Genomic DNA, 13,487 nt, shown 5'->3' with positions numbered 1-13,487 from the left:
ATTTTCATAGATTTAGTATGAAAATATTTTATGGGAGGTATAGTTGTGGGTGATAAATTAAGACAAGTCACTAATAGAATTGCAGAGGAATTAGATTTACCTAAGGAGATAATAAATGGTGAGCCTAAAATAGTTGTACACGGAAAAAGTGAAATTATTATAGAAAATCATAAGGGTATAGAGGTTTTTAAGGAAAATGAAATTAAGATTAATAGCAATCTAGGTGTTATTATAATCGAAGGAACAAAGTTAGAGATAAGATTCATAGGTACTGAAACTATTGCCTTAACAGGAAGACTTAAGAATTTAAGTTTTGAGGAGGCATAAGATGAATTTGGAGTTTTTAAAAAAGGGACAAGTAAAGGTTGAAATAAAAACTTTTGATATAAATAAACTTTTAAATGTTTTATGGAGAAATGGTATAAATGTTGAAAATGTAAGGAAAATAGATGTAGTAACTGTAACTTTAAATGTGGATTATTCTGATTATGGAAAATTAAAAAGCTATGTTAAAAGACTTAATGGAAAGGTGAAAATAATATCATCAAAGGGAATGATATTTTTCTTGTCCAGAGCTAAAAAGTCTATAAGCATATTTGTAGGAGTTTTAATATTTTTAGTAGGCTTATATATCTATTCTGGTTTTATATGGCGAATAGATATAGAGACAAAGAAAAATATAGCTCCTTTTGAGATAAGAACCATGTTAAATGATTTTGATATTAAACCAGGAGTTAAGAAAAGTAGTGTAAATGTTTATGGATTAGAAAGAAAATTAGAAAATGGACATGGAGACATAATGTGGGTAAATGCTCGTATAGAGGGTGGAACTTTAAAAATAAAGGTTGAGGAAAAGGTTAGTCCAAAAATAAAAGAAGAAAATGAAAATAAAGAGTTTAAGAATATAGTTGCATCTATGGATGGGGAAATAAAGAGAATATACACAACTTCAGGTACAGCTGTTGTAAAGGAAGGAGATGTGGTTAAAAAGGGAGATATTTTAATAATACCACAGCAAGGAATAGAAGGCGGTGAATATGAAGTCGATGCTGAAGGAGAGGTTACTGCGAATACTTTTTATGAAAAGACTATAGAATTGCAAGTTCAGGGTAAAAAAGAGGAGAGAACAGGAGAGGTAGACAGTGATATTTACTTAGAAATAATGGGAAAGAAAATTTATCTAAAAAAGCCTACTAAAGAGTTTGATAAGTATGATAAAATAGAAAGTACAGGAAAGTTTATAAATAGAAACTTATACTATGAGAAAATAGATAAAGACATAGTTGATGATAAGGAAACCATAATAAATAAAGCTGTTGAGTTAATGAAAAACTCAATAAACAAAGAAATAAGTAAGCAATCAAAAATAGTTGATAATATAATTACAACTGAGGATTTAGGGGAAGGGAAGATTAGATTAAAGGTTCTTTTCGTAGTAGAACAAAATATAGCTTTAAGTTACTAGATAAATTAGGACCTAATGAGGAGAAGATGAGTAATTATGGGGAAATTGAAGGAAAAAACATTTGATATATTTAAAGATTACAAAAAAATAATCTTATATATAATAACCTTTATAGTTTTATACTGTACTTTGATGACTGGTATAATAACAAGAAAGTATGATTTAAAGGTAGGAGATATACCTAAGTCAGACATTAAGGCACATAGAGAAATTATTGATGAATCAGCTACTGAAGCAAGAAAAAAAGAAGCTGAAGAAAAGGTTGATAAACAATATTCTCTAAGGACGGATGTTCAGAAGCAAAGTGAAGAAAAGATAAAGGGTTTCTTTTCTTCAGTTGAAAAAGTTTTAGCTCAAGATAAGCCAGAAGAAGAAAAGGCTAAGCTTATTCCTAGAGCACCATTTAAAATAACAGATGCACAGGCAAATAAAATTGCCTCAATGAATGAGCAAAGCACTAAGAAATTAGAAAGCGTATGCATAGATGGTCTAAATAAGGCATATGAGGCTCCAATTGAAGATGGAAATGAGCAAGACTTAAAGGAAGCTAAAAAAGAATATACAGATTTTATATCTTCCAGTGATTTAAGTGATTCAGAGAAGGCTATTGCATTAAATTTTGTTAATGTAGTAGAACCAAATTTTTTCTATGATAAAGAAAAAACTGATGAATTAATAAAAGAAACCTTAAAGCAAGTTCCGCCAGTTATGATAAAGAAAAATCAAATAGTAGTAAGTGAAGGTGAGCCAGTTACAGCACATCAATTAGAGCTTTTAGGAACTTTAGGCTTATTAAGCGACTCAGCTTCAGCGCTATATATTTATATTGCTCTAGGAGTTTTAGTAATAATAGTTATGTATCTTCAATATGGATACATACATAAATATTATCCAGCTATAAATAAAGAGTTTTCCAAAATAGTTATGATAAGCATATTAAATGTATTTCCAGTAATACTAGCTAGGCTTTTTGGCATGATGTCAAACTATATAATACCACTAGCATGTATGCCTATGCTTATAACACTTCTACTAAATTACAAAATATCACTAGTATTTAGTATGTTAAATGTAATTTTAATAGGAGGAGCAGTGGGATTTAATCCTAATATAATAATCCTTGCTATTTTAAATGTTGTTTTAGGAGGAACATTGCTTAGAAAAATGCAACAGAGAAATGATATATTATATTCTTCAATAACCGTTGCAGTTTTAAGTTCAATATTAACTTTTAGTGTTGGTACTTTAACAACTAATAACTTTATGGAAATACTTGCAGATAGTACATTTGCAGCGGCAGGAGCTATACTTTCTGGAATACTTACAATAGGTGTTTTACCATTCTTTGAGTCAACATTTGATATAGTAACTAATGCTAAGTTATTAGAATTATCTAATCCTAATAATCCATTACTTAAAAAATTACTAATGGAGGCTCCAGGAACATATCATCATAGTATTTTAGTAGCAAACTTAGCAGAGTTAGCTGCTGAGCAAGTAGGAGGAAATCCGCTATTAGCTAGGATAGGAGCTTATTATCATGATGTTGGTAAAACTAAGAGACCATATTTCTTTAGAGAAAATCAGTTTGGAAAGAAAAATCCACATGATAGGTTAAAACCAGAAGTAAGTAGTAAAATAATAATATCTCACGTTAAAGATGGATCAGAATTAGCCAAGGAATATAATTTACCTAAGACTATACATGATTTTATAGTTACCCATCATGGGGAGACTTTAGTTAAATATTTTTACTTAACAGTAAAAAATAACTCTGAAAATCCAGAAGAGGTTAAGGAAGAGGATTTTAAATATCCAGGACCAAAACCTATGAGTAAAGAACAAGGAATTGTTATGCTAGCAGATTCAACAGAGGCAGCTGTAAGATCAATTAATGAACCTACTGAAGAGAAAATTGAAAAAATGGTCAATAATATTATTGATGATAAGTTAGCATCTGGACAACTAGACAATTGTGATCTTACTCTTAGAGATATAAGTAAGATAAAAAAATGTTTCCTAAAGGCATTAAATGGAATACATCATGAAAGAATAGAATATCCAGATGATAACAAGAAGGAGAAAAAATAAAATGATATTCATAGATAATAGACAGAATAAATTTGAGGTTACGGAAGAATTAACTAAGAAGTTAGAAGAAGTTATTTCTTTTGTGCTAAAAGAAGAAAAAGTTAAAGAGGATTGTGAAGTTTCTTTAGTCTTTGTAGACAACGAAGAAATTAGAGGAATAAACAATGAAACTAGGGGAATAGATAGAGCAACTGATGTTTTATCATTTCCAATGATTGATTATCCAGAGGATAAAGTTTATAAAGATGTTTATTTAGAACATGAATTTGATAAATGCTATTTTGATGGAGATGAACTTATCTTAGGAGATATAGTTTTATCTCTAGAAAGAACTAAAGAACAAAGTATTGAGTTTAATCACTCATTTGAAAGAGAGGCTTGCTACTTAGTAACTCACTCAGTTTTACATCTTTTAGGTTATGACCATATGGAAGAGGAAGAAAAGGCTAGAATGAGAGGAAGAGAAGAGGAGTTACTTGGTAAGTTAAATATAACAAGGGAAAGCTAAGGTATGAGAATGGTTTAGGAGAATATTATGAAGGTAAGAAAACTTATTGATAGCTTTAATTATGCAATAGATGGTATAATATATGCCTTAAGAACTCAGAGAAATATGAGAATACATTTTATAGTAGCTTTAATTATATTATCAGCTTGTTTTGTTTATGATATAAGCAAAATAGAGTTTATAATACTAGCCATAACAATAACCATGGTAATAGCAGCAGAATTAGTTAATACTGCTATAGAAAGCGCTATAGATCTAAGTACAAATTACTATCATCCTTTAGCTAAAGTAGCTAAAAACACAGCAGCCGGGGCAGTACTTATAACTGCAATAAATGCTGTCTTAGTGGGGTATATTATATTTTGGGATGAGCTTACCAATATAACTTTTAGAATTATGGATAGAGTAAAAGAAACAGAGCCTTATATTATATTTATTGTATTAGCCATAGTATGCATAGTTGTGGTTGCTGCAAAGGCTTATTTTGGAGAAGGAACCCCATTAAAGGGTGGAATGCCTTCAGGACACAGTGCTATAGCCTTTTCTATAGCTACGGCTATATCACTTATAAGTAATTCTCATATTATAATTATACTTAGTTATTTAATGGCTTTAATAACGGCTCAGAGCAGAGTGGATTCAGAAGTCCATAGTGTATGGGAAGTTATTGCAGGAGCAATATTAGGAACGCTTATAACAATTTTAATTTTTAAAATATTTAGTTGATAAATTTTTAGTGTCTAGATTTTAGGATGGAGGATGAATTATTATGAAAAAAGAACTTATAAAAAAAGCTTTAGAGGCAAGAGAATTAGCATATTGTCCATATTCAAATTTTAAGGTAGGTGCAGCTGCTTTATTTGAGGATGGTAAAATATATACAGGATGCAATGTTGAAAATGCATCATTTGGAGCAACAAACTGTGCTGAGAGGACTGCTATATTTAAAGGGGTTTCAGAAGGAGCAAGAGTCTTAAAGGCTATGGCTTTAGTAGGAGATTTAAATTCATACACATATCCATGTGGTATATGCAGACAAGTAATAGTAGAGTTTGCAGAGGATAAAGATATAAAAATATTCATAGTAAAAAGTGAAGATGATTATATAGAGACAACATTAGATGAAATTTTACCTGGATCTTTCACTAAAAAGGATCTGGAAAAATAGGAGGAAATATGTTTAAATCAGGATTTATAACAATTGTTGGTAGACCAAATGTAGGTAAGTCAACATTAACAAACTTATTAATGGGAGAAAAACTTTCAATTGTTTCTAATAAACCACAAACAACAAGAAATAACATTCAAACAATATTAACTGGAGAGGACTATCAAATGATTTTTGTTGATACTCCAGGGATACATAAGCCTAAACATAAACTAGGTGAGTATATGGTAAATAGTGCTACAGATTCTATAAAAGATGTAGATTTAGTATTATTTTTAAGTAATCCATGTGAGGAAGTTGGTAGAGGAGATAAGTTTATAATAGAGCAACTTAAAAATCAAAAAGCTCCTGTTATATTCGTATTAAACAAAGTTGATGAGAGTTCACCAGAAAAGGTTGCTAAAACTTTAGAATTATTCTCAAAAGAATATGACTTTGCAGAAATGATTCCAATATCAGCTATGAAAGCTAAAAACACAGATAAACTTTTAGAACTTATGGTTAAATATTTACCAGAGGGTCCTAAATATTATCCAGATGATATGATAACAGATGTTCAAGAAAGATTTGTTGTAGCAGAGATAGTTAGAGAAAAGGCTCTTAAAAATTTAAGCCAAGAAGTTCCTCATGGTATTGCTGTAGATGTTATACAAATGAAACAAGATGATAATGGTAAGTATAACATAGAAGTAGATTTAATATGTGAAAAAGCATCTCATAAAGGAATAATAATTGGTAAAAATGGTCAAACACTTAAGAAGATTGGTTCTACAGCTAGATATGAATTAGAAAGATTCTTAAGAGCAAAAGTAAATATAAAAATATGGGTAAAAGTTAGAAAAGAGTGGAGAGATAATACTTCACTATTAAAGGAATTAGGTTATAAAAAACTTAAATAGGAGGGATAGCTTCTGGCACTTATAGAGAGTGGTGGAGTTATCATTAAGGCTCAAGATTATAAAGAGAACGATAAATTGCTTTGGATTTTTACCGAGAAAATGGGTAAGATAACAGCTATAGCTAAGGGTGCAAAGAAAAGTAAAAGTAAACTCTTTTCATTAACGCACCCTTTATGCTATGGCGATTATTTATTATTCAAGGGAAAGGGTTTATATAGGTTATCTGAAGGAAAAATAAGAACTTCCTTTCAGACATCTTTAACTGACCTAGAAAAGCTTACTTATGCATCTTACTTATGTGAGCTTATTGATATATCACTACAGGATGAAGAAGAAAATTTTAATTTATATAAAGAGTTTATAACCTGTCTTTATTTAATAAATACTGAGGCTATAAGTTATGAACTATTAATAAGAGCTTTTGAGCTTAAATTATTAAAATACACTGGGTATGGATTAAGATTTGATAATTGTGTATTTTGTAAAAATAAATTAAGTGTTTCAAACTACATTAGTTTAAGATATTTTGGAGGCGTTTGTGATAAATGTCCCAAGGAACATGGGCTTTACATAAATAAAGCCACATATAATGCCTTAAGATTCTTAAATAATACTTCTTTGGATAAAGTATATAGATTAACATTAACAGAAGAGGTTAAAGCAGAACTTTTTAAGGTTACTAGTTTTATAATATCTTCTGTATATTCAAGAAAACCTAAAAGTTTAGAAATGTTAAAGTTTATAAAGGAGTGATTTACATGAGTGAAATAACATTAGAAAAAGTAGACCAGGTAATAGAGAGAACATATGCTACTTACGCAGAAGCTAAAGAGGCATTAGAAGCTTGTGATGGTGATGTTGTTAATGCATTAATATATATTGAGAAAAAAAGAGAAGAAGAAAGTAAAGTAGAAGAAGAAAAGGTAATGGAAGAAAAGGCAGAAAGCTTTGAAGATATAAAAAAATTCTTAAAGGATTTAATTGATAAGGGAAATGTATCTAGAATAAGAATTCTTAAGGATGAAAAAGTATTAACTGATATGCCAGTTAATGCTGGGATAGCTGCAGGGGCCATTGCCGTAATATTCCCAAGTATATTAGCACTAAGTGTGGTAGCCGCTATTGCAACAAAGATTACAATAGAAATAACTAAGGCTGATGGAAGTGTTGAGATTGTTAATAAAATAGTCAAAAATGCAGCTAATGATATTAAGGGGAAAGCATTTGGACTAAAGGAAAAAGCTTTTAGTGTAGCAAATGACATGAAAGAAAAAAGAGAAAATGGAAAAACAAATGAGAATAAAATAAACAAATTTCATAAACATAATAAGTTGGAAAATGAAACAAGTTTTACATATACGGTAAAATTTGATGATGTTGACTAGCAAATAAATGTAAAATAAAGGAATATGGAATAAAGAGGAAAAAACTATATGATTTTAAGTGATAATTATCAGATTTGAATGATTTTTCAGAAAATTTGCTATACTAAAAAGATTTAGGTTGTGTTACAATTAATATATAAAAAAATCACTTTAATATAAAAAATCCTTTTTGTTCCTAGTTTATTTAAGGAAGGAGCATTCAAATTGAAATTAACACCGAGGCAGGAAGAAATAGTTAGACTTGTAAAAGAGGGTCAACCAATAACTTCAGAAGCTTTAGCAGGAAAGTTAGGGGTTACAAGAGCAGCCTTAAGACCAGATCTTGCAATACTTACAATGATTGGCGTATTAGATGCAAGACCAAAGGTTGGGTATGTTTATTCAGATAAACCTTCGAACAGTTTCATCTATGAAAAAATAAAAAATATAAAGGTTAAAGACATAATGTCTAAACCGGTTACAGTATGTGAAGAAACTATGCTTCATGATGCTATAGTACATCTATTTTTAAATGATGTAGGAACTATGTTTGTAGAAAATGGAGGAGTTCTAACAGGAGCTGTTTCCAGAAAAGACTTTTTAAAGGTCGCTATAGGAGGAACAGATATTTATAAGGTTCCTGTTGGTGTTATAATGACAAGAATGCCTAACATAGTATGTGCTGTAGAAGAAGATTGCGCTTTTGATGTAGCAAAAAAGATAATAGAACATGAAATAGACTCCGTACCAGTTGTAAAAAGAATTGAAGAAAATGAGGGAAAAGAGAGATTAGAGATCATAGGAAAAATTTCTAAGACTAACATAACAAAGTTGTTTGTTAAGCTTGGAGAAAATTAAATTTATGGTTAAAAAGAAAGATTAAATGGGTAACTATCGGGGGTAATACTCTGTTAGTATATAAAAATTCAACTATAGTATTGAACGGAGGAGTATTGAGATGGAAAAAAAGCAGTATGTTTATCTTTTTAATGAAGGTAACGCAAGTATGAAAAATTTATTAGGTGGAAAAGGTGCTAACTTATCCGAGATGACTATTTTAGGAATACCAGTTCCACAAGGATTTACAGTAACAACTGAAGCATGTAATAAGTATTATGAAGATGACAAAAAGATTTCTCAAGATATTATTGAAGAGATTGAAAATAAAATGTCTGAGTTAGAAAAAATAACTGGCAAAAAATTTGGTTCTCTTGAAAATCCATTATTAGTATCAGTTAGATCTGGTGCAAGAGTTTCAATGCCGGGTATGATGGATACAATTCTAAACCTTGGATTAAATGATGAATCAGTAGAAGCTATGGCTAAATTAACAAATAATCCAAGATTTGCTTATGATTCATATAGAAGATTTATTCAAATGTTTGCTGATGTTGTAATGGGTGTTGAAAAAAGACTTTTTGAAGATTTACTAGACGAAGTTAAGGAAGAAAAAGGTTATAAAATAGATACTGATTTAACAGCAGAGGATTTAAAAGATTTAGTAGTAAAATTTAAAGCGCTTTATAAAAAGGAAAAGGGAGAAGATTTTCCAAGTAATCCAAAAGAACAACTTATAGAGGCAGTTACAGCTGTATTTAGATCATGGAATAATCCAAGAGCAATTGTTTATAGAAGATTAAATGATATTCCAGGAGAATGGGGTACAGCAGTTAACGTTCAAGAGATGGTATTTGGAAATAAGGGAGAAACTTCAGGAACTGGAGTTGCATTTTCAAGAAACCCAGCTAATGGGGATAATGAATTATATGGTGAGTATTTAATGAATGCTCAAGGTGAGGATGTTGTTGCAGGTATAAGAACACCAGAGCCAATAAGCCATTTAGAAGCTCAAAACCCTACAATATATAAGCAATTTACAGATATAGTTAATACATTAGAAAAGCATTATAGAGATATGCAAGACATGGAATTTACAATAGAAGATGGAAAGTTATATTTCCTTCAAACTAGAAATGGTAAGAGAACTGCTCAAGCAGCTTTAAAAATAGCTGTTGATTTAGTTGAAGAAGGAATGTTAACTAAGGAAGAGGCTATATTAAAAGTTGAGCCTAAACAATTAGATACATTACTTCACCCTGCTTTTGCATCTGATGGCTTAAAAGAAGCTAAAATAGTTGCAAAGGGATTACCAGCATCACCAGGAGCTGCATGTGGTAAAATAGCTTTCACAGCTGAAGAAGCTAAGGAAAGAAAAGCAAATGGTGAAAAGGTTGTATTAGTAAGATTAGAGACTTCACCAGAAGATATAGAAGGTATGATTGCTGCAGAAGGTATCTTAACTGTTAGAGGAGGAATGACTTCTCATGCAGCCGTTGTAGCAAGAGGAATGGGTACTTGCTGTGTAGCAGGATGTGGAGAATTAAAAGTTAATGAAGAAGCTAGAACTTTAGAAGTTAATGGACAAGTATTAACCTTTGATGATTATATCTCAATAGATGGTTCAACAGGACACATCTATGCTGAACAAGTTAAGACAGTATCTCCAGAAATTACAGGACATTTCGCTACATTTATGGGATGGGCTGATGAAATAAGAAAGTTAAAGGTTAGAACTAATGCTGATACACCAAGAGATACTAAACAAGCTGTTGAATTTGGTGCAGAAGGTATTGGATTATGTAGAACAGAGCATATGTTCTTTGCTGAAGATAGAATTTTAGCTGTTAGAGAAATGATTTTAGCTAAGAATGAGGATAGTAGAAGAGTTGCATTAGAAAAACTTCTACCAATGCAAAGAGAAGACTTTATAGGAATATATGAAGCTTTAGAAGAAAGACCAGCTACAATAAGATTCTTAGATCCACCTCTACATGAATTCTTACCAAGTGAAGAGGAAGATATAAATGCCTTAGCTAAAGAAATTGGAGTAAGTCCAGCTGAGATTAAGAATGTAGTTGCTGAATTACATGAATTTAACCCAATGATGGGTCATAGAGGATGTCGTTTAGCAGTATCTTATCCAGAGATAGCTGAAATGCAAACAAGAGCTGTCATAGAGGCTGCTATAGAAGTTAAAAAGAATAAAGGATACAATATAGTTCCTGAAATAATGATTCCTTTAATAGGTGAAATAAAAGAATTAAAATATGTTAAAAATGTAGTTGTTGAAACAGCTAAGACAGTAATGGAAGAGAAAGGTGTTCAATTAGATTATAAGGTTGGAACAATGATTGAAATTCCAAGAGCTGCTTTAACAGCTGATAAGATAGCAGAAGAGGCTGAGTTCTTCTCCTTTGGAACAAATGACTTGACTCAAATGACCTTTGGATTCTCAAGAGATGATGCAGCTAAATTCTTAAAAGATTACTATGAAAAAGGAATATATGAGCAAGATCCATTTGCTAAATTAGACCAAGAAGGTGTTGGAGAGCTTATGAGAATTGCTTGTGAAAAAGGTAAGGCAACAAGACCTGATATTAAATTAGGTATATGTGGAGAACATGGTGGAGATCCTTCATCTGTTGAATTCTGTCACAACTTAGGATTAAATTACGTAAGTTGTTCACCTTATAGAGTTCCATTAGCAAGACTTGCAGCTGCACAAGCACAAGTTAAAAATAAAAGATAATAAATAAGATTATATAAAATAAAGGAGTATTCATTATGAATACTCCTTTATTTAAACTTTAATTTTAAATTCAGTAGAAAACAATGTTCTAAGTTCTCCAACAAATCTAACCTGAGCATAGGTATCTAGTGAAACTTCCTTAAGAGATTCTACAAACATTGATTTATTACATTTTTTTATGTTATTATAATAGTCCTTTGATAAGCGCCAATATTTTTGTGGAAATGCTAGATATGAAAAAACATATTTGAAGTCATCCTCTGTAAGAGGAGCAATTGAATTATATGTTTTAATTATCTTTCTTGTTAAGTCTATATCCCAATTAGTATTTGATCTTTTTAATAAACGTCTCATAAAATAACATAAATCATACATAGAATAATTTAAGGATGCTTTATCAAAATCAATTACCCAAACATCAGTATTATCAATTAAAATATTTTTATTTACATAATCTCCATGGCAAAGAGATCTACTTAAATTTTTGTCATTAATAGAACCTGAAACTAAGAGAGCTTCTTTAGCTAGATAAATATTTTCATCAAAAACATCTAAAAATATTGATGAAAACTTGTCCTTATGTTTCATTTTAGTTGCAGTATTAAATGATGAAAGAATCTTATTAAAGTGTTTTAATGTGGATATGTAGAGACTATCAAATCCAGTTTTAATTAAACTACCTTCAATTGCTTTAAAGTTTCTTGAACAATTATGCATTTTAGCTAGATTTTCTATGGATAGTAAGATATGTTGTAAGTTATCGAAGTTACATTTTTCACCTTTAACCCATGGACAGAGCATAAAAAGCATATTATTTGCTTTAACAAATCTACCATTAAACTTTGAAGGGAGCATTTTTGGAAGCTTAATTTCATTTCTAGCAAACCATTCCATAACTGAATATATGAATAAGAGAGTCCCTTCATCATAATAAACCTTTTTTAAGCAAAAGGTATTTTTAGGATTATTAATATCATCAATTAATTTATAAACAGCTCTATTTTTATCTGTATTTTTAAATTTTATATTCTCTATAGAATAGTTTTCTAAATTATACATAGGTAAAACTATGGATTCTACAGCATTAAAAATTTCATCAGCTTCATTAAACTTTTTAGAATGCTTTCCCATGATTAACCTCCTAATAAAAAATTCCTTATTATAAGCATATTATGATTAACTTTAGATTATACTTTAAAATGTGAAATAGTTTGATTTAAAGTCAAAAAAATTCATTTAGAGTTTGCTTTATAAAAATATATATAAAGTTGTAAATCTCTAGAATTATAAAAGGATTTTAAATAGGTGCATAGAATATATATAGTAGGTGATGCTATGAAAATAAGAGAGAATATTGAAATTTTCGAAAGAATAAAGTTAAATAAAGTCGCAAAGTTTTCAGATGAATCCAGAGGAAGAGAGCGCTTAGAAGAACCAGATGAGATAAGAACCTGTTTTATGGTAGATAGGGATAGAATAATTCATAGTAAATCTTTTAGAAGATTAAAAAGAAAGACTCAGGTTTTTATAAGAACTTATGGGGATCATTATAGAACAAGGCTTGTTCATACTTTAGAAGTTTCTCAAGTAGCAAGAACGATAGGAGTAGCTCTATCATTAAATGAATATTTAATAGAGGCTATTGCTTTAGGTCATGATTTAGGGCATGCAGCTTTTGCTCATATTGGAGAGGATATTTTAAATGATTTTCTTCCAGGAGGGTTTAAGCATAATGAACAAAGTGTTAGAGTAGCAAAAAAAATAGAGAAAAATGGTTTAGGTCTTAATTTGACTAAAGAAGTTTTAGATGGAATATTAAATCATAGTGGTTTTTCAAATGTGAGCAAGGTAGCAGGAACTTTTGAAGGACAAGTAGTTAGATTTGCAGATAAGATAGCATATGTAAATCATGATATAGATGATTCAATTAGAGCGGGAATTTTAAAAGAAGAAGATTTACCTAAGAACATTATTGAAATCTTAGGCGCTAGTGGCAGTGAAAGAATAGATACCTTAGTTAAAGATTGTGTTTTTAATACAATTGATAACATAGATAAAGGAGAACCTAGGGTATCTTTAAGTAATGAAATAGGAGATGCCTTTATTCAGCTTAGAAAATTTTTGTTTGATAATATATATTTAGGGAAATACTTAGAGGATGAGAGGAAAAAAGCAGAATTTGTACTAAGTAAGGTTATAGAATATTATTACAAAAATTGGGGAGAAATGCCTGAACTATATAAAAATATATGTGAAGAAGAAGGAATACATAGAGGGGTTACGGATTACGTCGCAGGAATGACAGATGATTACTGTACAAATGAGTTCAATAAAATATATATTCCAAAGTTTGTGATGTATTAAATATTTTTGGAATAATTAGGGCTAAATATTGCTAAAATA

The 13,487-nt window shown here is 30.1% G+C and carries 13 protein-coding genes; 12 read left to right on the top strand and 1 reads right to left on the bottom strand.

Annotated elements, in window-relative coordinates; all coding sequences use genetic code 11:
• Positions 1-45 precede the first annotated feature (45 nt).
• The 11 genes from yqfC to ppdK all read left to right on the top strand — a co-directional run bounded on the left by yqfC (position 46) and on the right by ppdK (position 11,084).
• Complete coding sequence (yqfC, locus tag CPF_RS11090; protein WP_003451079.1) at positions 46-327, top strand: sporulation protein YqfC; 282 nt, start codon at positions 46-48, stop codon at positions 325-327.
• Position 328: 1 nt separating this feature from the next.
• Positions 329-1,465: a sporulation protein YqfD gene (gene yqfD, locus CPF_RS11085; protein ID WP_003478501.1), complete on the top strand. Its 1,137-nt coding sequence runs from the start codon at positions 329-331 to the stop codon at positions 1,463-1,465.
• Positions 1,466-1,501: 36 nt separating this feature from the next.
• Positions 1,502-3,556 carry an HD family phosphohydrolase gene (locus CPF_RS11080; protein ID WP_003482023.1) on the top strand — a complete coding sequence of 685 codons (2,055 nt, stop codon included), beginning with the start codon at positions 1,502-1,504 and terminating at the stop codon, positions 3,554-3,556.
• A gap of 1 nt (position 3,557) precedes the next feature.
• Complete coding sequence (gene ybeY, locus CPF_RS11075; protein ID WP_003455166.1) at positions 3,558-4,064, top strand: rRNA maturation RNase YbeY; 507 nt, start codon at positions 3,558-3,560, stop codon at positions 4,062-4,064.
• Positions 4,065-4,091: 27 nt separating this feature from the next.
• Complete coding sequence (locus CPF_RS11070) at positions 4,092-4,790, top strand: diacylglycerol kinase (protein ID WP_003455106.1); 699 nt, start codon at positions 4,092-4,094, stop codon at positions 4,788-4,790.
• Positions 4,791-4,833: 43 nt separating this feature from the next.
• Positions 4,834-5,232 (top strand): cytidine deaminase, encoded by a 399-nt coding sequence (locus CPF_RS11065; protein ID WP_003461827.1) that lies wholly within the window; start codon positions 4,834-4,836, stop codon positions 5,230-5,232.
• 8 nt (positions 5,233-5,240) lie between these two features.
• On the top strand, positions 5,241-6,131 hold the full coding sequence (era, locus tag CPF_RS11060; protein ID WP_011591023.1) for a GTPase Era: 891 nt from the start codon (positions 5,241-5,243) through the stop codon (positions 6,129-6,131).
• A 21-nt stretch (positions 6,132-6,152) separates the two neighbouring features.
• Positions 6,153-6,884, top strand: a complete 732-nt coding sequence (recO, locus tag CPF_RS11055; protein WP_136002319.1) for a DNA repair protein RecO — start codon at positions 6,153-6,155, stop codon at positions 6,882-6,884.
• A gap of 5 nt (positions 6,885-6,889) precedes the next feature.
• Complete coding sequence (locus CPF_RS11050) at positions 6,890-7,516, top strand: DUF4342 domain-containing protein (protein ID WP_003451685.1); 627 nt, start codon at positions 6,890-6,892, stop codon at positions 7,514-7,516.
• A gap of 204 nt (positions 7,517-7,720) precedes the next feature.
• Positions 7,721-8,353, top strand: coding sequence for a helix-turn-helix transcriptional regulator (locus CPF_RS11045; protein ID WP_003451073.1), 633 nt, complete (start codon positions 7,721-7,723; stop codon positions 8,351-8,353).
• A gap of 100 nt (positions 8,354-8,453) precedes the next feature.
• Positions 8,454-11,084, top strand: a complete 2,631-nt coding sequence (gene ppdK / locus CPF_RS11040; RefSeq protein ID WP_003455045.1) for a pyruvate, phosphate dikinase — start codon at positions 8,454-8,456, stop codon at positions 11,082-11,084.
• Positions 11,085-11,135: 51 nt separating this feature from the next.
• Here the strand turns inward: ppdK and CPF_RS11035 are convergent, their stop codons facing one another.
• Positions 11,136-12,215, bottom strand: a complete 1,080-nt coding sequence (locus CPF_RS11035; RefSeq protein WP_003451193.1) for a CotS family spore coat protein — start codon at positions 12,213-12,215, stop codon at positions 11,136-11,138.
• A 204-nt stretch (positions 12,216-12,419) separates the two neighbouring features.
• Between CPF_RS11035 and CPF_RS11030 the strand changes: the two genes are divergently transcribed.
• Positions 12,420-13,448 carry a deoxyguanosinetriphosphate triphosphohydrolase gene (locus tag CPF_RS11030; protein WP_011591022.1) on the top strand — a complete coding sequence of 343 codons (1,029 nt, stop codon included), beginning with the start codon at positions 12,420-12,422 and terminating at the stop codon, positions 13,446-13,448.
• Positions 13,449-13,487 lie beyond the last annotated feature (39 nt).

Origin of the sequence: Clostridium perfringens ATCC 13124 (assembly GCF_000013285.1) — a bacterium.
GTDB lineage: Bacteria > Bacillota > Clostridia > Clostridiales > Clostridiaceae > Sarcina > Sarcina perfringens.
The sequence above is the reverse complement of the archived record's forward strand: the minus strand, read 5'-3'. Positions and strand labels throughout refer to the sequence as shown.